Annotated in this window: 19 protein-coding genes; 7 read left to right on the top strand and 12 right to left on the bottom strand. The window is 52.5% G+C overall.

Translation table 11 applies throughout. The features are described from left to right. Positions 1 to 54 precede the first annotated feature (54 nt). The 7 genes from G8770_RS00665 to G8770_RS00630 all read left to right on the top strand — a co-directional run bounded on the left by G8770_RS00665 (position 55) and on the right by G8770_RS00630 (position 7,363). The gene (locus tag G8770_RS00665; RefSeq protein ID WP_167180708.1) at positions 55 to 1,620 is read left to right on the top strand and encodes a SulP family inorganic anion transporter; all 1,566 of its coding nucleotides are present in this window, start codon (positions 55 to 57) and stop codon (positions 1,618 to 1,620) included. A 189-nt stretch (positions 1,621 to 1,809) separates the two neighbouring features. Continuing rightward, complete coding sequence (locus G8770_RS00660) at positions 1,810 to 2,307, top strand: aminoacyl-tRNA deacylase (protein ID WP_167180706.1); 498 nt, start codon at positions 1,810 to 1,812, stop codon at positions 2,305 to 2,307. Between the two features lie 228 nt (positions 2,308 to 2,535). After that, complete coding sequence (gene sbcB, locus G8770_RS00655) at positions 2,536 to 3,957, top strand: exodeoxyribonuclease I (protein WP_167180704.1); 1,422 nt, start codon at positions 2,536 to 2,538, stop codon at positions 3,955 to 3,957. 31 nt (positions 3,958 to 3,988) lie between these two features. After that, entirely contained in the window at positions 3,989 to 4,468 is a 480-nt protein-coding gene (locus G8770_RS00650) for an NYN domain-containing protein (protein WP_167180702.1), read from the top strand. A 234-nt stretch (positions 4,469 to 4,702) separates the two neighbouring features. Then, positions 4,703 to 5,731, top strand: a complete 1,029-nt coding sequence (gene glsA, locus G8770_RS00645; protein ID WP_167180700.1) for a glutaminase A — start codon at positions 4,703 to 4,705, stop codon at positions 5,729 to 5,731. Between the two features lie 308 nt (positions 5,732 to 6,039). Then, positions 6,040 to 6,288 (top strand): GlsB/YeaQ/YmgE family stress response membrane protein, encoded by a 249-nt coding sequence (locus G8770_RS00640; protein WP_167180698.1) that lies wholly within the window; start codon positions 6,040 to 6,042, stop codon positions 6,286 to 6,288. A gap of 889 nt (positions 6,289 to 7,177) precedes the next feature. Continuing rightward, positions 7,178 to 7,363 (top strand): hypothetical protein, encoded by a 186-nt coding sequence (locus G8770_RS00630; RefSeq protein WP_167180696.1) that lies wholly within the window; start codon positions 7,178 to 7,180, stop codon positions 7,361 to 7,363. Between the two features lie 32 nt (positions 7,364 to 7,395). Here the strand turns inward: G8770_RS00630 and G8770_RS00625 are convergent, their stop codons facing one another. The 12 genes from G8770_RS00625 to G8770_RS00570 all read right to left on the bottom strand — a co-directional run bounded on the left by G8770_RS00625 (position 7,396) and on the right by G8770_RS00570 (position 22,694). Then, positions 7,396 to 8,460, bottom strand: a complete 1,065-nt coding sequence (locus G8770_RS00625; protein ID WP_167180694.1) for a phosphotransferase — start codon at positions 8,458 to 8,460, stop codon at positions 7,396 to 7,398. 223 nt (positions 8,461 to 8,683) lie between these two features. Beyond that, complete coding sequence (locus G8770_RS00620) at positions 8,684 to 10,312, bottom strand: long-chain fatty acid--CoA ligase (RefSeq protein ID WP_167180692.1); 1,629 nt, start codon at positions 10,310 to 10,312, stop codon at positions 8,684 to 8,686. 441 nt (positions 10,313 to 10,753) lie between these two features. Continuing rightward, positions 10,754 to 12,256, bottom strand: a complete 1,503-nt coding sequence (locus G8770_RS00615; RefSeq protein WP_167180689.1) for a M48 family metalloprotease — start codon at positions 12,254 to 12,256, stop codon at positions 10,754 to 10,756. Positions 12,257 to 12,531: 275 nt separating this feature from the next. Further along, positions 12,532 to 13,245 (bottom strand): hypothetical protein, encoded by a 714-nt coding sequence (locus tag G8770_RS00610; RefSeq protein ID WP_208021963.1) that lies wholly within the window; start codon positions 13,243 to 13,245, stop codon positions 12,532 to 12,534. Positions 13,246 to 13,252: 7 nt separating this feature from the next. After that, the gene (locus G8770_RS00605) at positions 13,253 to 14,002 is read right to left on the bottom strand and encodes a hypothetical protein (protein ID WP_167180687.1); all 750 of its coding nucleotides are present in this window, start codon (positions 14,000 to 14,002) and stop codon (positions 13,253 to 13,255) included. Between the two features lie 175 nt (positions 14,003 to 14,177). Then, positions 14,178 to 15,143: a vWA domain-containing protein gene (locus tag G8770_RS00600; protein WP_208021962.1), complete on the bottom strand. Its 966-nt coding sequence runs from the start codon at positions 15,141 to 15,143 to the stop codon at positions 14,178 to 14,180. A gap of 90 nt (positions 15,144 to 15,233) precedes the next feature. Continuing rightward, positions 15,234 to 16,313 (bottom strand): vWA domain-containing protein, encoded by a 1,080-nt coding sequence (locus G8770_RS00595; protein ID WP_167180684.1) that lies wholly within the window; start codon positions 16,311 to 16,313, stop codon positions 15,234 to 15,236. Continuing rightward, positions 16,314 to 17,591 (bottom strand): hypothetical protein, encoded by a 1,278-nt coding sequence (locus G8770_RS00590; protein ID WP_167180681.1) that lies wholly within the window; start codon positions 17,589 to 17,591, stop codon positions 16,314 to 16,316. Positions 17,592 to 17,601: 10 nt separating this feature from the next. Next, entirely contained in the window at positions 17,602 to 18,399 is a 798-nt protein-coding gene (locus G8770_RS00585) for a MotA/TolQ/ExbB proton channel family protein (protein ID WP_167180679.1), read from the bottom strand. A gap of 135 nt (positions 18,400 to 18,534) precedes the next feature. Beyond that, positions 18,535 to 18,813, bottom strand: a complete 279-nt coding sequence (locus G8770_RS00580) for a hypothetical protein (RefSeq protein WP_167180677.1) — start codon at positions 18,811 to 18,813, stop codon at positions 18,535 to 18,537. 93 nt (positions 18,814 to 18,906) lie between these two features. Continuing rightward, entirely contained in the window at positions 18,907 to 21,000 is a 2,094-nt protein-coding gene (locus G8770_RS00575) for a PEGA domain-containing protein (protein WP_167180675.1), read from the bottom strand. A gap of 98 nt (positions 21,001 to 21,098) precedes the next feature. Further along, complete coding sequence (locus tag G8770_RS00570; protein WP_167180673.1) at positions 21,099 to 22,694, bottom strand: tetratricopeptide repeat protein; 1,596 nt, start codon at positions 22,692 to 22,694, stop codon at positions 21,099 to 21,101. Between the last annotated feature and the right edge of the window lie 14 nt (positions 22,695 to 22,708).

Raw genomic sequence — 22,708 nt, 5'->3', positions numbered from 1 at the left:
TATCTGCTAGTATCGCTGCTTTTTCGTTCTGCCCATGCTCCCTGAGAGACTTTGATGTTTAAGCTGATAACTTCTGAACAAAATAATGTGAAAAACGATGTACTGTCGGGTTTCACTGTTGCTCTGGCGTTGGTGCCGGAAGCTGTAGCCTTTGCCTTTGTGGCAGGTGTTGAGCCAATGGTTGGTTTGTACGCGGCCTTTATGATGGGCTTGCTGACGTCGATCTTTGGTGGTCGTCCGGGCATGATTTCCGGGGCAACTGGCGCTACCGCGGTGGTGATGGTCTCTTTGGTGGCGATCCACGGTGTTCAGTATTTGTTTGCCGCCGTCATTCTGGCGGGGCTGTTGCAGATTCTGGCCGGGGTATTCAAGCTCGGAAAGTTTATCCGCATGGTGCCACACCCGGTGATGTTGGGCTTTGTCAACGGTCTGGCCATTGTCATTTTCCTGGCACAGCTTGGGCAGTTTAAAGTGGAAGTCAGCGATGGGGTCATGGCCTGGATGCAGGGCGAAATGCTGTACATCATGGGTGGGCTGATCTTTTTGACCATGCTCATCATGCACTTTCTGCCCAAGTTGACCACCGCTGTACCGTCCGGTTTGGTGGCCATTATTGTTGTCACTCTGCTGGTCGTTGGACTGGACCTGGACGCTCGCACCGTCATTGATTATGTGCGTGATATGCTGCCAGCGGATCAGGCAGCAAGCGCAACGCTAAAAGGTGAACTGCCGAGCTTCGCCATCCCGATGGTGCCTTTCTCCTGGGAAACGCTGATGATCATTCTGCCTTTCTCGGTGATCATCGCGGCGATTGGTTTGATTGAGTCCCTGCTGACACTGACCTTGATTGATGAGCTGACCGATACTCGGGGTAAGGGCAATCGTGAGTGCATTGGTCAGGGTATTGCCAATACCACCAATGGCTTCTTCGGAGGCATGGGCGGGTGTGCCATGATTGGCCAGTCTATGATCAACATTAACTCTGGCGGCCGCGGACGTTTGTCCGGCATCACCGCCGCCTTGGTGTTGCTGGCGTTCATTCTGTTTGGGGCTCAATTTATCGAAATGATCCCGCTGGGAGCGCTGGTCGGTATCATGTTTATGGTGGTATTGGGGACTTTTGAATGGTCTTCTTTCCGCATCATGCGCAAAGTGCCGTTTACCGATGCCTTCATCATTGTGCTGGTGTCGGGTGTGACGGTCTTTTTCGACCTGGCGATCGCGGTGGTCGTTGGCGTTATCGTCTCGGCGCTGGTGTTTGCCTGGAAACACGCCCAGCACATCGAGGCCGAAATCACCATTGATGAAAACGGGCAAAAGATTTATGACCTGCGGGGTCCGATCTTCTTTGGTTCTGTGAGTAATTTTAAAGAGTTGTTTGATATTCCCAACGATCCTGAGCATGTGGTGATTGAATTCAAGCGCTCACGCATCAGTGATCATTCCGGGATCGAAGCTCTGGATACCCTGGCAGAAAAATACAAGGCCCACGGCACCAAATTGCATTTGCGCCACCTGAGCCCCGAATGTCGCATCCTGCTTAAAAAAGCCGGTAGCCTGTGTGAAGTCAACGTGCTGGAAGACCCCAAATACCATGTGGCCAGTGACGTATTAGGCTAATCCGGTCCACCCCCCGCTGAATAGCCGCAGGCCCTGTGACTGCTGGCTATTCAGCAACGCTTTCGGCGTGGTTTACGCCCCTTATCACTCTTGTCTATCTTGATGCGCTGTTAGAGTATTACGCTCTTAGGCCTCTGTTTGCCTCCCCGCGAACTATACTTCTTTCATAGCAACGCAGGAGGTATGGTGATGAATTTTCTACCCACAGAAACCTATCTGGCAGAGCATCAGCTGGAGTTTGAAACGCTGAAACACCCACAGTCATTCTCTGCGATGCAAACCGCCCACATGGCACATATTTCACCCTCACAGATGGTGAAATCCGTGGTGCTGTGGAATGGGGAGCACTTTTTGATGTGCCTGTTGCCCGCTTCGCATGTTCTGGTGCTGAGCTGGATTGATAATGAAACCGGCCATAAGCACCGCCTGGCGACGGAAGAAGAGGTTGAAAAGCTTCTGGAGGGCTGTGAGCCAGGTGCTGTTCCCGCCTTGGGCCAGGCGTTTGAGTTGCCGGTTCTTTGGGATCACTGCCTGAGAGACCTGCAGGATGCCTATTTTGAAGCCGGTGATCACAAGCGCGTGATTCACATGCAGGGCGAAGATTTTCTCTCCCTGCTGGATCAGGATCAGTCCATGACCCTCTGCTGCACACCCGATAGCGTGGAATACTACCAGTATATTCATTAAGGGCAGTGGCGAGAGGCGAGTGAGTAGAAGCGAGGACAAGAATAAAGCCTCGCAGGGTTTGCTATAGTCTGGGTTTCCGGCTTTATAATTACTAGCCACTACAAGGTGAATTGCGCAGCAAGAGAAGGCACCCTGGGGTGGCCACTCGCCACTCGCCACTCGCTACTCGCATCTCCGTTATGTACACTGTGTCTTCTGAATGGAAGCTGGGGGAGGCGCAGTTCAACGATGAAAACCCTGTATTGGCACGATTACGAAACCTGGGGCGAGGTACCTTCAAAAGACAGGCCGTCTCAGTTTGCCGGTATTCGCACGGATGAAGACCTCAATATCATTGGCGCACCCCTGGTGATTTATTGTCAACCAACCCGGGACGTTTTACCGAAACCCGAAGCGTGTTTGGTGACCGGGATTACGCCACAAAAAGCATTGGCTGAAGGCCTGAGCGAGCCCGAATTTATCGCGGCCATTCACGCTGAACTGTCCATGCCGGGTACGTGTGGAGTGGGGTACAATTCACTGCGCTTTGACGATGAAGTGACCCGCTACACCCTCTATCGCAATTTTTATGACCCCTACGAACGTGAGTGGCGCAACGGCAACTCCCGTTGGGACATCATCGATATGGTGCGGTTAACCCGTGCTTTGCGCCCGGATGGCATCGAGTGGCCCAATCACGAAGATGGCAAACCCAGTTTTAAGCTGGAGCACATTACGGCAGCCAATGGCATTGGCCATGAAGCCGCACACGATGCGCTGTCGGATGTACACGCAACCATCGCGGTGGCAAAACTGATTAAAGACCGGCAGCCGGCTCTGTATGATCACATTTATCAATTGCGCAGCAAGAAAAAAGTGACGGCGCTGATCGATGTGGTCAATCGCAAGCCTCTGCTGCATATTTCTTCGATGTTTTCCGCCGACAATGGGTGCGCGGCCATTGTCGCACCCTTGGCCATGCACCCGACCAACAAGAATGCCGTCATTGTGTGTAATTTATCGGTGAATCCAGAGCCTCTGATCAAACTGTCAGCGGAAGAGTTGGCGGAAAAATTGTACACACCAACCGCAGATCTGGCTGAAGGAGAGGAACGGGTTCCTCTTAAATTGGTGCACTTGAACAAGTGCCCGGTGTTGACCACCGTCAAATTGCTGGATGATGCGGCCGCTGAGCGCCTGAAAATTGATAAAGCCTTGTGCGAACGTCATTGGCAACAATTGCACGCGGTGCAGTTGAAAGAAAAATTACAAAAAGTGTATGGCGGATCAAGTTTTTCAGAACCGGTTGACCCTGAGCAGCGACTGTATGGCGGGTTTTTAAAGGATGGCGATAAGTACACGTGTGAACGAGTGCGCCATGCCGATGCGGATACCTTTGCTGCTCAACATTTTGTGTTTGAAGACGACCGTTTGACGGCGATGTTACTGCGTTATCGCGCCCGTTACTTTCCACAGAGCCTTTCGCCGGATGAGTTGCAGGACTATGAACAATGGCGTCAAGACTGGTTGACGAACCCGGAGGCTGGCGCGGGCATTACTCTCAGTGAACTGTATCAGCGAACCGCTGCGCTGCGTGAAGAGCGAGAGTTAACGCCGCAACAGCATGGCGTATTAACGGCTCTTGAAGACTACGCAGCCACACTGTTGTAAACCGTTATTTAAAAGGGATACTCACATCTAAATGGAAAAACTGTTGATCCTGGTCGACGTTCAAAACGTCTACTATACAACCCGTCAAACTTTTCGCTGTAATTTTGATTACAACGCTTTTTGGGCGCAGGTGACGAGCGGGTGTGAAGTTAAGCACGCCTTTGCGTACGCCATCGATCGCGGCGACAGCCAACAGAAACAATTTCAGAACATCCTCAGAGCGATAGGGTTTGAAGTAAAGCTTAAACCTTTTATTCAAAGAAGTGATGGGTCTGCAAAAGGTGACTGGGATGTGGGCATTGCGATTGACGGGCTGGATTACGCTCAGGAAGTTGATCGAGTGGTGCTTGTTTCTGGCGACGGCGATTTTGATATTCTGGTGCAACGGTTAAAAGACAAATACGGTGTCAAGGTCGATGTTTACGGCGTCAAAGCGTTGACCGCTGACGCTTTGGTGGCAGCCGCTTCTACTTTTTTCCCCATTGAAGGCGCCTTGTTGCTGAATAAATAATGGCCATATGAATAACTTTTGCTGAACTGCAAAAACTTCTGCTTGCCTCTCATTTCGCTTCTCATATCTTGACTATACTGATTGACTCTACCGCTGGGTAAACCCGTCAGATTCGTGCCAACGATGAAAGAAGGGCAGCTCTGTGACCGGTGCCAGATGCATCTTTATTTCAATCAATGCCCTGTCGCGTGATTAACGCGGGTTCATCCACAGGTTTCATTCATGAGGGCGCGCATGACTAAACGGATTCACGCAACGATTCAGTTCGTCACCGCTGCTATCTGGGCCCTGCTGATGAATGGCCTGGTTGTGGCAGCGTCATTGCCTGACGATACCCAGATCCAGGCGGCGGTGGATAAAGCCTATCAAGATTATCGGTCACTGAGTGATGGCGCCAATGCGGACTATATTCCAGCATTGGCCGAAGTGGACCCTGCGCTCTTTGGTATTGCTTTGATCACGACTGACGGAAAACTCTATTCAGCGGGTGATTTGAATACCCAGGTTTCTATTCAGTCGATATCCAAAGTTTTTACCATGGCCAAGGTGGTGGAAGAGTCCGGTAGGTTATCGATTTATGACAATATGGGTGTGGACGCAACCGGTCAGGTATTCAATTCCATCAATGCCATTGAGCAACACCAGGGCGCAGAAATGAACCCGCTGGTTAATCCTGGAGCGATTGCAGCCACCAGTATGGTGAAAGGGAAAGACGCCGCCGATATCTGGCATTCCATACTCAGCTACTACAGTGATTTTGCCGGTCGGCAGCTGACTGTGCTGGACGATGTGTATCAATCGGAAGCGGCCACTAATCAGCGCAATCAGGCCCTGGCCATGTTGATGTATGCCTATGGTCATATCAATGGGGATCCCTTACAGGCCACCGATATTTATACGCGGCAATGTTCAGTTGGGGTGACGGCAAAAGACCTGGCGATGATGGCGGCAACGTTGGCCAATGCCGGTAAAAATCCCGTGACCGGCCAGCCGCTTGTTCAATCCGAGAATGTGCCTGAAATTCTGGCCGTGATGGCGACGGCAGGCTTGTACGATGATTCGGGTAAATGGCTGTATAAGACCGGGTTGCCGGCTAAGAGTGGCGTCGGCGGGGGGCTTATCGCGGTCTCGCCGGGTAAGTTTGGTATTGCTGTGATCTCGCCTCCGCTGGATGCGGCAGGCAACAGTGTGCGGGCTCAAAAGGCCATTACCGATATTTCTAACGCGTTGGGTGGCAACCCCTATGAGGTTAGCCCCCGCTAGTGTGCTCTTATTTGGGCATGAGTGAAGTTTTGGCAGACGCCGGTGTGCGGGCAACAGCAAACAATGTTATCCAGCGGCTTCGCACGCGATTGATTCAATAGCCCCAACTTAACAACTCCGACATTGCATCGTTGTGAGGCAACATAAGGATTGGCAAGACAGAAAAAGGCAGGACGGATAGGCAACTGAAAACAGACAGGAAGAAGTCATAAAGTGTACAGGGTCGCCGGCACTGTGCACTTTCATTCGTGGTGTCGGCATTTGTCTGCATGCTGTTAAAGATGCAGTTTCACAATGAGAGGTGGAATATGGATGTAACGGGATTGATTATCTTTCTTGCCATTGGTGCGGTTGCCGGCTGGTTAGCGGGCAACCTGATGGCTGGTGGTGGCTTTGGCCTGATCGGCAATATTATTGTTGGCATTATCGGAGCGGTGATCGGTGGTTTCTTGTTTGGTCTCCTGGGGGTGTCGGCAGGAGGCCTGATTGGCTCCATTATCACCGCAACGGTGGGGGCGGGCGTTTTACTGTTTATCGTTGGTCTGGTGAAAAGGTGACGCGGTAAGCCGCTGGTTGAAAAGGCCGTTTGTAAACGGCCTTTTTTTTGTCTCAGGATATGGCCATGGTGCGGACACGATAGAAACTTGAACTGCAAGGTGCTTGGCCAGTTTTACACAGTTTGAGGTGCTCACTATGTATGGACCCAGCCCAGATGAAAAAGAGCCGATGAATTGTCGGAGGCAACCCTGCTGAGTGTGTGAAATACCGTTTTGAAACGTCGACCATTAATGCGTTGTTGAGAATTCGCGGGTGGGATTGAACAGCCGAAGAGATCAGTTCAAACCTCGAGGTGATTGTCGGCGCTGATCCCTGCAGCAGGCCTCACCCGCCAATAGCCGCTAAAGTCGACATGTTGTTAGCCTCTAGCGTTCAGCCATCGCCGCACTCATGGCTGGGCGAGAGTTTCCTATACTTAAGCAGACTTGAGAGTGAACGTTGGAGGTGTGCGATGAACAAACCGGTAAGAGCATCTGATACCCCTTTTCCTGTGGATGTTGAAACAGGCAAGCAGTACTTTTGGTGTGCCTGCGGTTTAAGCCGCACTCAGCCTTTTTTGTGATGGGTCGCACAGGGGCAGCGGCATTACACCGATACAATACCTGGCCACGGCAACCACAAGAGTGTACTTTTGTGGGTGTAAGCAGACGCTCACTCAGCCATTGTGTGATGGTAGCCATAACCTGTAAGGCAGGCATAAGGGATTCATCAATGGTGTGTTTGGTAATATTGGCAGGAGAGGGGCGATTGTTTGAGGTCAGTGACTCTTGGGAAGGGGGCCAAAGAGGTGGCTTGCATGAAGATCTGTACGAGCCGTTCGGCACCGGAAGTAACTCGTGAACACGGTGAAAGTTGAAAAGTTGATTTTAAAATAATAAGAGTAAAACGATGAGATTTTTTCTGTATATTGCCTTTTTCGTCTGTGCGTTCTTTTTTGTCGGTTGCGACACCAAAACCGATGCCCAGCCCACGGGAGTGATTCCTAAACAGCAAATGGATGCTCTGCAAAAAGCCAATAACGTCGAAGGGTTAATGATTGAGGCCAATCAACGCAGAAAGGAAAGCGTTCAATAGGGCAGTAGTATCCGCGCAAAAGCCACACCGCGTCAGTCGTAGTTGAGTTGATGCAGTGCCTCATCGGCCATTTTTTGGCTGAAGCGATTGTTTTTGTCATGCCCCGGCGACCAGCCTAAAATAAAACGATGGAAATCGGCCCAGGCGAAGGCAAACAGTTCCCGCCACTCCCGCTCCAGTCGATCCTTGTGGGTGTCTTTAAGCTGTGGATTGCTGGCTACGGCTTGTCTGAGTGCCTGAAAGTAGTGATTCAGCAATGTTTGATGATAGTGTTCACATTCGTGTTCGCTTAAGCAGCTGCCCAGCAAGTAAACCACGTCTTTCATGCCACAGCCGTAACCGACGTATTGAAAATCGACCGCGGCCACGTGCGTGCCGCTGCTGTCAATGCAGAAGTTGGCGACTTTCGCATCGCCGTGCACCAGCGTTGTGTAGCTGCAGCTGTTTAAGCGTTGATCGATGGCGCGGGCTCGCTGTTTGAGCGGTGAGTCTGCCATGCGCTCCCATTCATCCGGTCGGGTATCCAGATGCCAGTAGGTGCCTATTGGCCACAGTCCGTTACGCTCTTCTTCATTCTGTGGCGTTGCCGCTGGGGGGGATTGTGGTCCTGTTGAAACCAAAAAGGATGCGTGAAAACGGGCCAGCCAGCGCAAGCTGGCCCGGCACAGCTCCAGGGTTGTGTCTATGTCCTGGGCGAGGTCGTCGGCGCGCAGATCAAATCCGCTGAGATCCAGGTCCTCTAAAATGATGCAGGTCTTGTTGCTTGCACTTTCTTCAAATACGCCATAGCAGTGGGCCACTTTGCATTGATTGTTGCAGTGGTTGGCCCAGTGCTGATACCAGTGAGCTTCCACTTGATACGAGGTCAGCTTGCGTTGGTGTGAGCGAGTGGTGTTCCAACCTCGGGGGTGATTGGATTCCGTCGGCGGTTGAATGAGCTTAACCACCACACTGGCAGGGTGGCAGGGGTTGCCTTGAACATCGGTGAGCTTAAATCGGACAATGCGGCCATAGCCACTCCAGAGCTCTTGCAGTGTTGCGCAGGGGGACGCCTGGTGAGCGTTAAAGAGGTCTTTCAGGAGTGTTTGAATGTCCAAAGGAGGTCCTTGTGATCGTGGCTTTTTGACGTCTTGCTGTGTGCAGCCTTGGGGTTGCAGCGTTCTTCTTTGTCATGCGTTTGTGGTGGCCGTGGCCGCCATTTTGCGGGATCCGGCGGCAACAGTGTAGGAGAATCCCGGGCGCAGTAACAGGCAGGCATAAAAAACGCCCCAGAAGGGGCGTTTGGGGTGTTGCGTGACCGCAGCAGCGGGTGGCCGAGGGTTACTCGTCACTCCATTTAAAGTCTTGGTACTCTTCGCGCAGGTCTTTTTTACTGAGTTTTCCGGTAGCGGTGTGCGGCAGGGAGTCAACAAACACGCAATCTGCCGGGATCCACCACTTAGCCACTTTGCCGTCAAACCATTCCAGCATTTCTTTTTCGGTGAGGGTTTGGTCCTCTTTTAAGATGGCTAACAACAGGGGCCGCTCAGTCCACTTGGAGTGGGGGACACCGATAACGGCGGCTTCAGCCACTTTGGGGTGGTTAACCGCACAGTTTTCCAGATCGATGGAGGAAATCCACTCGCCGCCAGATTTAATAACGTCTTTGGTGCGATCGGTGATTTGCATCATGCCGTCTGGTGACATGCAGGCAACATCGCCGGTTTCAAACCAGCCGTTCTCATCGGCGCCACCGGTCTCCATTTTATAATAACTTTTGGTGATCCAGGGGCCACGTACCTTAACGGAGCCTGAGGATTTACCGTCCCACGGCAGAGCGTTGCCATCTTCGTCTTCAATGCGCATATCGACCCCGAAGACCGGGCGCCCCTGCTTCAGGCGGTTGGCGAGAAACTGATCCTTGGGTAACTCAAATTCACTCGGGTTGGGGCGGTTGTAAGTACCCAGTGGGCTCATTTCGGTCATGCCCCAGGCCGTCTGAACTTCAACGCTGTGTTTGCTGGCAAACTCTTCAATGATGACTTGAGGGCAAGCCGCTCCACCCACGGTCAGGCGCTGTAAACTGGGAACTTTCTCGCCGGACTTTTCCAGATACTGCAACAGTGCCAGCCACACGGTAGGTACACCGGCGGATGAGGTGATCTTATGGGTGTTAATCAAGTTACAGAGGGTTTCTCCGTCGCCCATCTTAGGTCCAGGCATCACCATCTTCGCGCCAGCCATCGGTGCGGAATACACCAGCCCCCAGCCGTTGACATGAAACATCGGTACGATAGGCATCACCACTTCTTGGGCGGACAGGTTCATGGCGTCCGGTAAAGAGCTGGCATAAACGTGCAGGATGGTAGAGCGGTGATCGTAGACCACGCCTTTGGGGTTGCCTGTGGTGCCGGAGGTGTAGCACATGGCGGACGCGGTGGTTTCGGCCAGTTCTGGCCAGGCAAACGTATCGGCTTTGTCGGCGATGAGGGTTTCGTAACACAGGGCGTTGCGCAGCGTGGTTTCGGGCATGTGCGCTTCGTCTGTCAGGACAATAAAGCCTTCAACATTAGGCATCAGGTCCTGAATTTTCTCGATAATGGGCACAAAGGCCACATCCAGAAAAATCCAGCGATCTTCAGCATGGTTAACAATGAATTCCAGTTGTTCTGGAAACAGGCGTGGGTTTATCGTGTGACAAACCATACCAGAGCAGGAAATCGCGTAATACAGTTCCAGATGACGGTAATCGTTCCAGGCGAGGGTGCCAATACAGTCACCCTGCTTTGCCCCCAGGCTTTCCAGCGCATTGGCCAGTTTACGCACTCGTTTGAAGGCATCACCGTAGGTGTAGCTGTGGTTAGGGTTGTCTGCAGTGACGGAAACGATTTCGGCCGCGCTGTGCACTTTCTCTGAAAATTCCATCAACGAAGTGATCGTCAGAGGGGTATTCATCATCGTACTGTGCATTCATTTTCTCCCTTGGTCTCTCGTGAGGTCGCCATATGAGGCCGACATCGCCAATTCATTAGGTGCGTCACCGCAACTTGGATGTTGGTTTAAATGGTCAACAAATTTTGTTATTCAATTTTTGAGCCAGTGTGGTCAGGTTTTGACCTTACGGCTCAAGATTATATTTAAACAAACGTTTAAATGATAGCGTCGAGCCTCTTCTTTTGCTGACTGCTCGCCTACCATTGGTCACTGAGCGCAAGCTCCCAATCAGCTCTTCACAGCTCCACCGCGCTGTGTAGATTCGAGTTCACGGGGGCTCAGTATGAGCATGCGGTCTGAAGGTACGGTTTTTACGGAGCGACAGACTCACGGCTTACTAATATAGAAATACCCCGGCTAATGCTCAACTCTGAGCCCGGGGAAAGCCGGTATGACCGGGGCATAACAGTGCCACCATTATCGGACGATTTTTATCCATTCGCCAACCTGAGGCTCTCCACGGGGGTAATAGCCATTCAGCAGGCGCAATTGTGCCTCGGCGTATTTGCCCAGCTCGACATGCTCAGCCAGACGTTTGAAGGTGGTGCGCTCATTGGCTTTAACGTAATGCAGGCTTTTACTTTTTCCGGCGACACGGCGAGCTGTCCGGGAGGGGCGAAATGAGTGAATACTGGCGACAAACTGTTCGTCATCCGTTTTTTGGGGGGGGGCATTTTCCTCCGTGGCGGCTTCAGTAGCGGTGGCCGGACCACTGACCTCACCGCGAATGATGTAAATACGGCGGCCCTGGTAAATAACCGCAATGCGGGTAGGGTATTGGTGCTTGTCGCCCGCCGGTTGAATGCCGGTATGCCCGACAAGGCCGAATTGGGTAAAGGGCTCAGATTGTTGCAAAAAAGGAATACCGAGCACCTCGCGGATGTACACATCGGGCGCGACCGGTTGCCGTAGCAGATCGACCTGAATGCTCATCCGGGCATGGCCATCCGGGGCTTTTGACAGGATCTGTTGGCGTTGATTTTCAGATTCCCAGCCTTTGGGGAAGTCAATGCTGAAGCCCAGTTTGCTGTGGCTGTAGGTGTTGTTTTCAGCGGTTTTGGCCGTTTTGGGGTTGTAATTGATGCCGTAGAGCAAGCCTTCTGTGGCTTCGCGATACTGATCCCGATTGTCGCTCCCGGCTTTGTCTTTGGACAGGTCGCCAGCCTTACCGACGACTTCCTGAAGACGTTCGTCGTTGCGCGGGTGAGTGGCAAAGACGCCGTGGTAGGTGGCGACCTGCTTGCCGGTCTCGCGAGCCATACGGCGTGAGAACTTCTCCTGGTCTTTCAGGACACCGATCACCTCAATCATGGCCTTGGGGTTATAGTTCGTGTTGTAGAGGTATTCTGCGCCCAGGCTGTCAGCTTCCAGTTCCATATCACGCCCGTACCCCATCACGGCGGCGGTTCCCCATAAATCGGTGACATCCCCGATGACGCTGCTGCCGGTGGTTAACACGGACAAAACCGTGACCACACTGGAGCCTTTTCGGGCAGCATCCTGTTTCACCGAATGTCGTGCTGTGACGTGCCCAATCTCGTGGGCCATAACCGCGGCCAGTTGGGCCTCGGAATCCAGATAGCTCAGCAGGCCGCGGTTGACGTAAATATAGCCGCCTGGCAAGGCAAAGGCGTTGATGTCTGGACTGTCGATGATGGTAAAGGTGTATTTGAGGTCTGGCCGGTGGCTGTTTTTGACGAGCTTCTGTCCAATGTCATCAATGTAAGCGGCCAGTTTTTCATCCTGATAAATCGGGGTAGAAGCGATGATTTTCTCGTGCAATTCCTTACCCAGTTCGAGCTCATCCTGTTCGCTCATAAACACAAAGTCGGGGGTACCACTGGCAGGGTTGATGGCGCAGCCGGTTACACTCAAAAGGCACACACTGATGAGTATGAGAGTAATGGCACGTATGTTCATATAAATTTCTCTTTTCGCTTTGTTTGACATGGTCATTTTACGCTGGTGGTGAGTATCAGGTTTCTCTTGGGTCCAATGTTGGGGGCGATGATTGTTCAGGTGTCGCGCAGACTGTGGGTAAAGGCAGCCCGAGGTAATCGGCTAGACGGGCGGCCAGTTTCAGGGTGGGGGAGGCGGCTCAGACTGTCCTTTTCCGATGTGTTTGTTTTTAGGCGCCAGTCCCCTGTTAGTGTCATAGGGTTTATTTTGTGGATGGACACGATGAAGGAGGCAAGTCATAGGGCTTTTTCAGTGGGGTTCAAAAAACTCCGCAATTGCAGTCCCATTGCTTCGCAGGTGTTGCGTTGTACTCGAGCGATCAGCGGAATGGGGACGACCACTGCGGGCATATAAGAGGTTCCTGAGGCGTCCGCACTGATTTGTCCGATGTTTTCCAAATGTTGGTAATCCCAGATGGCGGCCTCGTAATCGGACTCCTTATCCCAGGTGCCAAATCCAAAACAGCCGGCGCCACCGGCACCGATAGAACAGCCAATGGAGCCGCTGCTGCTGGTGGTTTCGGTGTTGCCGTCCACCCAGATAATATACCGGATGTGGTAGCTGCGTATGGTTTCAGCGACGTCTTCACGGGTCAGCAGTCGACCCATATCTTTGACCCGCATGGGGGCCGTGCGGGGTTCAAACCAGGGGTAGAGGGCATCCACAAATTGCTTTTCGGGAATGACCGTAATCACTTCGTTGTCGTCGTCGAGTATATCCCCGATGCACTCAATCAACTCGGGTTCGGTTTCGTAGTCATTGGAATGACGACGCCCCAGCACGACGACGTGTTCTCCGGCGGTTATGGACTGATGTTCGCGCGCGTGATATTCATCGATAGTGATCGAGGTGCACCCCTGAAGGAGCACCAGCAAGGCTGAGAGAATGAGCAGCGGCGAGAGTGTGCCATGCTGAGGTTGGGTTTGTGGAGTGCGAATTAAAAGAGTCATATGCACGTCACTCCTGATGCTGGGCGGTGTGGATGGGTATGGAACCGTTCGGGGCGGGCGTCTTTTGTGCAGACTTCGGCGACATGACGGTGGGAGCCTTAACGTCAGTGCTCTGTATAGGTTGTACGGCTTTTAATGACGGGTCATTGGGGGTATTTCTTTCCAGCCAGGCGCGGATTTCCGGAACCCGGCGGGTACCGATGGAGAGGTTGGCGCCGAGATCGCGCAGGGCCACCATGATCGCAGCGTTCATGGCATCTTCGTCTGTCTGCATAAAGGCCGTTGGTGTTTTTCCATAGGCGGTCAGTATCCAGTCGGCAACCATTGCCCCCTGAGCGTCGTAGACGCTGAGATTGTATTTAAGCCAGACCTCGTAAATGGTGAATTTTGTTTCACGAGGTACCGAATATTGAAAATCGATGATTTTAGGGTAGAGGACCAATTTCACATTGGCGGGCGTGTCGGCAGACGGAATGGCGGTCAATTCTTCAACGTAGTCAAACAGTTCGGGGATGACAGTGTTGAATAAATCCACCTGAGCCGCCCCGGCATCAATGATCCATTTACCCCGGTCGTCACTGGTTTCGGTGTAGACGTAATTTCGAAAGTCGTTGTCATAAATGATGCCAACGGGCTGCGGGAGCGATGCAATCAGGGGCTTGGGGAAAGTGCCGGTGACCTTCATATTGTTGGTACAGCCCCAGAGCAGGCTTAAAAGGCCCAGAAGTACCACTTTGGTGACAGACTTCATGGTCATCGTCTCTCAGTAGGTGTGTGTGGCGCAGTTAACAACGGCGGGTGAGTTGTCACTCCGGCCTGCACGCTCGCGTGTTGATTGACTTTCACAAATCCGCACTCTGTTATCAGGTACATGTCCAGACAGTGTTTTCTTGTCCATAGCAATTCCAGTTTAGTTGAAAACCGACAATACGTTAGGGTCGAAAGTCGTTTAATCCAACAAAAGTTCCGCCGTTGCGATAGGTTAATTCCCGCATCAGGGCGGCAAACCGGATCCCGGTGGTTTGCAAGTGAGCCGGGCGGGAAAATTGAACCGGAAAGCCCACTGCGTGGATGCGCACCATGCGTTCACCGGGCTTTCGTTCCTTGTTCAGGCGGTCTACGGTCTGGACCACGGTCTGAATTGAGCGGCCCGTAAATTCATCTCCCAGGACATACAGGCTGATTTTTTTATTGGGATCATAAAACTGGCGCACCGCGCGCTGAATCCCCTCCACCGGGCTACTGTTGCTGAAGGGGTTCCAGCGCCGCAAACGCTTCATGATGATCTCCCGCCGCCCGGGTGTGTCGGGAATCCACTCACCGCGATAATTGGAGAACATATAGTCTCCCATGTCATTCATGATCTGGATACCTTTAACCTGAGGGTAAATTTCCAGCGTGGCGATCAGCTCTTGCATCATTCGCTCCCAGCTGTAGTTGAACATACTGCCGGAGGTATCAATGATAAAAATAATGTATTCACTGTCTACCGGAATGCCGCCGATGACACTGTTTTGACGCTGATGTTGTTTGCCTAACAGCCGCTCCATTTCAGCCGTCAGTGTCTGCATGGCCTTATACAACTCGCCGCGTTTGCTTTCTGACGTGGAGGATGACGAGGTCATGGCGGCAAAGTCGGCCTGTATTTGCTTCAGTTTGCTCTTCAGGATCGCGATGCGCTTTTGCTTGTCAGAGAGCTGCTCGTGTTTGGCGTCCAGGTCGCGATTCAGCACCAGGGTCTCACCGCGCAACGTGAAGAGCTGTTCCTGCAAGGCCTTGATCTGGCCTTCGGCATTGATCGTGGATTGCTCAACGACCAGGGGCTGTACCGTTTTTGTGATCATCAACAGCAGTACAATGGCCCCGAATCCACAGCAGATCACGTCCAGAAAGGACATGTTAAACTCTTCTTGGTCTCTGCGTTTTCTCACCGTGCAATTCCTTGTTGGGCTATGCGGTCAGTTGCGGGGGTTCACGCCTGTCGCTGCTTAAGGCCAGTCTTTGGATGGGCTGATAAACGACCCCTGTGTAATCTGGGCCAGTTGCCAAAAGGCAGCTGCGGCCATCGGGTCACCTTCCATCGGGGCCAAAATAACGTTGACCGGTATGCCGTCAGGTAACAGACCTACCGCTTTATTAAAGAGTTTGACCCGTTCCGGCCCGCTGATGGTATTTTTTCTGGGCTTGCTCAGACCCTGAGTGGGCAAGCCATCGGTAATGAGATAAATATTGTCCGGGCGCGGATTGAGAAGGCTGACAGCCTGAAACACCCGCTCGAGGCTGGTACCGCCTTCAGGTACGGTTTTTCTCAAATTGAGAATGCCTTGTTCCAGTTGGGCGCCGTCACTGACTTTGAGCCAGCTGTTTTCAGACCCTTTAAGAACCGAGGTGACGTCGGTATTAAAGGTGTATATCTGATAGAGGCTTTCGCCGGGAAATTGCGAGCTCAGCCAGTCCACCGTGGCCATGGAACGCTGCCATTTCTCGGCGTTGCGCTTGATGCCGTCAGGCATATTGCGGCGCCGAATAATGTTGACGATGCTTTCGTCCAACATACTGGCCGAGGCATCCAGCAGTATCAGGATGTGCGAGCCGCCGAATTTCATACCGGTGAGGTACTGCCGATTACCCTGACCAATGAACTGACGAACGTCATTGCCTTTGTCTTGCTGAACTCTTTCCAGTTCGTCTTTTTGAGATTGTAACTGACGAACTTTTTGCTCCAGGGATTCGATGGAGTCGTCGTCCTGATCCGATATCAGTTCTTCCAGTCGGGAGCGGGAGGCTTCAATATCCTGGCTGATGCGCGTGGCGAGTCCGTCGGCATCGGCCAGACGTTGGTCCAAAGCCGACAAGGTGTTGCGGGCACGCACCATACCTTCTTCACCGTCTTGAATATCTTCTTGCAGCAAGCTGACTTCAGACAGCAGGTCCTGGTTCTCTACTTTTATGCGGTTGTCCACATCGTGTTTAATGATCAGAAAGATAAGCGCAACGGCACCAAAGCCACAAGACATGATGTCGAGGAAAGACAGACTAAACGTTGTAAAGCGACGTTTTTTGGCCATTTAACGTTCCACCCGGATGAACATCAGCTCAGCCTTTAGGTCGTTGACACGCAGCGAGTCGCCACACAGGAAGGGGTATTCGGCCTGAGCGGTGGAGTCCAGGTTCCAGGCGCTACCGTTTAAGGTGAGCCTGTCAGCATGTACGGCGTCCGCCTCAATGACACCGTTTTTGAGGGTCAGCAGTGCCTGAGCGTGTTCACCGCGGACCATGTCACCTTGAAGACTGAGTGAATAATGCCCGTGCAGCGGGTATGCATGATGCTTCCAGAGCAAATGGGAAGCCGTTGGTCTGGTTTCGGTAACTGGCGTAACGGCTTCACAGGGCAGGCTGCTGATAAAGCGTACCCCCTCCGGGGATGACGCAAGTTGCTGACTGATGGTCAGTAATGCAGAGGCTGTTTCCCGCTCGGTGACTGGGCTGGCGTTGATGGGGTGGATTAATATAGCCGCCCACTGGGCCAGCCGGTCGCCTAAATAAAGGTTGGGAGTATGACGGAGTTGTTGGTGTAAGGGGTGCATAAAGTTTTGCACAAACTGCCGCAAGGCTTTGGTGTCCAACTTAATGCTGTAACCTTCCAGTTCACATTCCAGCGTATCGGTGTTGACAGATTCCTGCAGCCATAGCGGGATCGCATCAAACAGGGACTGTTCCGAATCGGCGCCGTGGCGAGGGTTGAAGCGTGTCTGTTGAATGAACAGTTCACTGAAATATCGCAACAGTTGATTGTGCAAGTCCAGCCAACCTTGATCGCTGAAGGTCTCAACGTTGGTCCTTTGTAAACGGTTGTCAGAAAGTGTCAGCTCCGTTAACACACAGTGGTTTAAATACATTTCCAAATGCCATTGTTTCTGGTCTTTGACGTGCCTGATCATCGATGCCAGCGCACTGTCCACCAGTCCCACTGTGTTCATACCGCATTGCTGGGCAATGCCCAGCAACAGTCCCAGTGATTCACGGGGAGTAGAGCCAGGCAGAGAAAAAATCACTTCCTGATCTGCAAAATTGATGGGTAATTGCGATTCTATATGCTGTAAATGCAAATAGGCCAAATCTGCATTATGCCGCACTTGTGGGTGATGGCTGTGGATGGGGTCTGTATTGAGTTGTGACCAAAACTGACAGTGAGTATTGAGGGGCTTTTTACGGCTGGCGTGCCAGGCGTCTGTACCAAACAGCATTGGCTTATCCACAATGGCAACGCCAGGGCTCTGGAATAGCAGTTCGCCTTGATGGTAGCAGCGGATACCCAGATCATTCAGTTCCAAGAACAAAGGCATGATGATTTACTCAGATAGCACGCAGAAAACGCAGCAGTTTTTCGTTGCAGTATTTTTGTGTGTCCAGTACTTGCCGTTCCTGCAGTAATTGCAATTGGTGACTGAAGAACATGACAACAATACTGATAACCAGAGCCACAAAGGTCGAGTTGAAGGCAACGCCGAGGCTGATGGTTACCCCGGCAATATCGCCCTCAACCGCTTTATGTGCCTGGCCCAGGGCTTCGCCAATACCGCGTACCGTACCGATAAACCCGATAGAGGGAATCGCCCAGGCAATGTAACGCACCATGGACAGTTCACTGTCCAGCCGGTCGGATTCTGTTTCGCAGGCATCTTTAACCGCAGTACTGGCGTCGGCCACATTGTGAGTGGTTTGAAAGCGCTGCAGGGCTGTGGTCAGGGTGCGAGGAATTAAAAGTGCTTGTTGGTTAGCGGGCAGGGCTTCAATGGGTCTGGAAAACTCAACCGTGTCATCGGGAAGAATACTGGCACCTTCGCGAACCCGAAGCAGCGGCATGTCCAGCATTTTACGTTCCTGGATGGCCTGGCGTGCTTTATAGCCCATGATGCACATAGCCCACAGCATTAACACAAAGCAGGCTTCCTGCTCGTAATCGCGCATGACCACGAACAGACTTCGCTGCACCACGTAAGGTTCACCTGCAGCTTGCTTGTCCATTTGTTCTTGTAGAATGGCATCGGCATTGGGGCGAACCCATGCCACATAAACAGAGTGAACGATGATGATGGAAATCAGCAGGGCAAACAGTTGGTAGATGAACTCTGATCCAGCGTTGCGTTTCATAGTTAAGTCCCTAAACTCATGATCTGGGTAATTTGGTTGTTTCGAAAATCGGTTTTCATTGGTGTTTTCTACACTAGCTATTGCAAGGTGAGCTGCGCAGCAAGAGAAGGCCCCCGGGGGTCGCCGCTAGCCACTTCATATGTCCACCGGAAAAGAGACGGACAAGTCTTCAGAGACTTGTTCTGACGGAGTGAAGTTCGGATCCGTTTGGCCGCTGCCAGTCTTTGTCGCGGCTGCTTTGGGGGTGTCAGTTTGTTTTTGTTCTTCTTGTGACTCTTGTTGCTGCTGGGATTTTGACGTGGTGTCTTCGGTTTGCGTGGTGGCTTGAGCCAGGCTAAGTGGACTGAAGATGACCAGCAGTAATACGCCGCTAAGGAGTGCTGTGGTTACATTGCGTTGTCTAATGGTCTTCACTGAATGCTCTTAATTTATGATCTTCAATTATGGGTGACCTGTAGGCTCTACATGTCTGGTCGTGAACTTATTGTATGGTCTTAACGGCAATCTTTAATCAATAAACCGGGCAATGCGGAAGCCCAGATCATTGCGGGCTTCGGTTCCGTAGTCCCGAAAAGATAAACGCAAATCTGTCATGGTCGCGTTGGCCCAGCTCGAGCCGCGGATCACATGGTAATCGCCACTGTCCGGCCCCATCGGATTGACTTTCGCTTTGAGTGACAAACCGGTTTCTATGCCGTAATAATCATTGATCCACTCGGCCGCATTACCGCTGATATCGTACAGCTTGTGATGGTTGGGAGGAAATTTACCCACCGGAGAAGTTACTGCAAATCCATCGTCATAACTGACCAGGATGGCGCCTAACAGGGCTGCGGCTTGACGGTCGCCAAAGTTACCGGAACCTTTTGCCGGCGGCAGATTTTCACCCCAGGAGTATTTCATCATCTTGTTGCCCGAGAGTCTTGCGGCCCACGACCATTCGGCTTCAGTGGGCAAACGATAGCCATTGCTCTCGGAGTTAAAACCACTGACTACACCGCCAGTGACCTGATAAAACGGTGGTAAGTTGTCCTGCGCTGACAGCCAGTTGCAGTAGAGGGCGGCTTTTTGCCAGGTAACGTTGACCACCGGATATTGTTCACCGTTCAGGCTATTGCCTTTAACGTGTCCCGAGGTATGAAATTTTTCGAAGCGTCGGTACTCAGCATTTGTCACCAGTTTTTCACTCAGATAAAAAGCCCGGTCGAGCTTAACGGTGCGCTGCGCTTCGTTGGCGCGACGGCCCTGTTCCCGGCGTGAGGCACCCATAGTGAACGTGTGGTCAGGCTTAAACAGCAGCAGTTTTTGTTTGGCTGCGGTGTGCAGGGTGGGTTTGATGTTCTTCCACTTGTACTCTTCATTGGTCAGTAAACGAATGGTCAGGTTCTGATCCAGATCCTGTCGCGCAAGCACAGTTTGAGTATGATCGGCGTAGCCTTCTTTGCTGATGCGAATACGGTGTTTGCGGGCCGGTAACGTCAGATTTTGATTGGCTCGTCCCATTAAGCGATCATCCACATACAACAGCGCATCGGCAGGGGTTGCGGAGATGGAGATGTTGCCCAGGTCAGCGGTTAAATTTACCGACAGCGAAGCCTCTTTGCCCGAGGTCACGCTGACCTTGCGGTGTTGAGGACTGTAACCGTCTTTGAACAGGGTGAAGTTATAGGTTTTGCCGGGGCTAAGGGCAATTTCCACCGGGGTTTTGCCTCGAAATTGCCCATTGACGGTGACGCTGGCACCGGCAGGTTTGGAAACCACGTCCACTAACCCGTCAGCTTTGACGAGTGTAATGTGCGGCAAGGTTTCGGCTTCCTGAGCCTTGACTCTCAGGCTCTGGCGCCAGGCTTTGTAGCCGGCTAATTTGACCATCAGATCATGTTTGCCGGTGAGCAGTTCCGCGGTCAGCGGGGTTGTGCCAATTTCAGCGCCGTCGGAGAATACACTCGCCCCTGCGGGGGTGGAGGTAATGTCCACGTTAGCCCAATCCGGTTGCAGTTCGATGGTCAGGCTCTGGTCTTTATCCAGCCCCTCGATGGTGATTGGTTGCTCAAGGGGTTGGTAACGGTCCGCCTGCGCGCTTAACAGGTGGTCGCCAGCGGCAATGTTTTGCAGGCGCTCTCCGCTGGCCCCCAAAGGGGTGCCATCTACAGAGATCTGGGCTGGGGTATTGCTGATCACGGTCAGGTGGCCGGGCAACGGTTTCAAGTCAATGTCGTGATATTGATTGTCATCGCTGTTTATCTGCAGCGTTTCAGAATAGGGGTAGTAGCCGTCTGCCTGAATGTTGACTTGGTGGGGACCTTTTAACAGCAGAAAACGTTCGCCCACGTTCAGCGTCAGCAAACCGTCGACGCTGATTGCCGGTTGTTCAGTGTTGGTGCGTATGTACAGGGATTTTGCCGCAAATAAATAGGCTAATACCAGCAGGGTTACTAACGAGGCAATGCCAACCGTGACGGACAGCGAGGAGGGTTTCCAGCCGGGGGAGTGCTGTCGCGGTTGTGCCGGCTCGAAATCCAGCGGTTGAATGATGTCGTCATCCGCCATAGGGGAATCGCTGCGCTCGTTGATATCGGGTATCTCTTCCTGTTGAGTCATAAATTCAGTCTGAATCAGAGTGGTGAATGTCTGCCTGCCGCACAAAGCCTGAGTGCCAGTAATGTCGGTGCGCGAATGCAGTCGATCGGTTGTTACATTTATCCTCCCAGAGCAATTCTTTCTTCACACTGAATGACAATGGTTTTGGCGTTGGTGCCCGGCTGCAGTGTAAATTCTTCCCGTACATCCCGATAGCCATTACGGCTTCCTACCAGTGTGTAACGGCCAGGTTTCAGTTCCAGCGTCTGTTCTTTGAAATTGCCCAGCGGCCCCACGCGGTATAATGTCACTTGTGTCTGATTGTCAGAGCGCAATAACACCGCGACAGGATCCAGTGCTTTTTCAAGCGCTTGTTGCAATTGTTGCTGTTGTTTTTCAATACGCGGACCGCGGGGTTTGACGTTACTGGCATCACTCAACAGTTGCTGTGCACTGCGGTATACGGCCGGGTCGGCAAGGCGCAGTGGCTGATCGATCAGCTGTTGCAGTTGTTCGTCCAGTTGGGCACGAGCCTGGGTCCGCAAAATACCGACTCTGGCAGCAACCAGACTGGAGTCGAACGTTTCGGCGGCCTGGTAGTTGGACAGGGCATTTCGCCACTGCTCCTGATCCTCCTGTTGTGCGGCTAACTGCAGGGCTTGCTGAATTCGATATTGGGTCTGTTGATTGCTGGCCTGGACAATGGCGTCACGCGCTGTCTGATTGTTGGGTTTTAAGGCTTGAGCCTTTTTAAATTGAGCGATGGCCTTGGAGTATTGCCCCTGCTCAAGATGGCTATAGCCCTGGCCCATATGGCTGGCAAAATTGCCTTCGGCAATGGCTTTATTAATCTGAACCAGTTTCTCTGCCGCGATTTTGGATTGGCCGTCCAGGGACAGAGCCTGATTGATGTGATCTTTTGCCTCCTGGTATTGATACTGCAACATCAAATTGTCGGCAGTTTCGAGGTGATCGATGAGTTGTTCCTGAACCTTGGCTCGCGCCAATCCGGCTTGGGCATCGCTGTTGTTGGGTCGAATGGCCGTCGCAAGAGTGTAGGCATCTACCGCTGCCTGTGGTTGTTGGCTGGTGATGGCCGTGTCACCGGCAGCAATCGCCTGAGCGAACTCTGTTTCTGCCTGCGCCACCAGTTGTTCAAAAAGTTTCAGGGCTGTTTCGTAACTGGCCAGGGCGTCACCAAAGGCTCTTGTCCGATAGAGCTCGTCGCCTTCACTCGCTTTCAGGGTGGCAGCTTCAAACGCGTCTTTGGCCCACAGGTTGACCTGCATGCCCTCCAGAGTGGTTTGCTGGTCCAGCAGTTTTGCCAGGATTTCCTGGGCCGCACGTCGAGCCTTGGTGGTCTGGGCATCTTGCCATGGGGATTCCAGTGGCCCGGTGCTGTTGGGAGAGGGGGTGGGACTTACGTCGCCCTGGGTATTGCTGGCGGCTTCCTGGGGGGGGGTGGCAGCTTGCCGGGACTGAGAGGAAGCCGCTGAATCATGTATTGGTGGTTCGACGGCATTGGGTAGCCAGAAGATGACAGCCAGCAGAATGACGCTTAATGCGGCAAAGCCGATGACTTCGGTCTGGTGCGTTTTCAGCCAGTTGGGCTTCTGATGAGACTGAAATTCACTGTCATCCCACTTGTCGTCCGCGCCTGGGCTGGCGTCGGCGGCAGAAGACGCTGTTTGGGGTTTAATGTTTGACTCCGTCATGGTTCTGTATTCAA

The sequence above is a fragment of the Pseudomaricurvus hydrocarbonicus genome, assembly GCF_011602365.1.
GTDB classification, from domain to species: domain Bacteria; phylum Pseudomonadota; class Gammaproteobacteria; order Pseudomonadales; family Cellvibrionaceae; genus Pseudomaricurvus; species Pseudomaricurvus hydrocarbonicus.
Note: the sequence above shows the minus strand (reverse complement) of the source record. Positions and strands in the feature narration are given on the sequence as shown.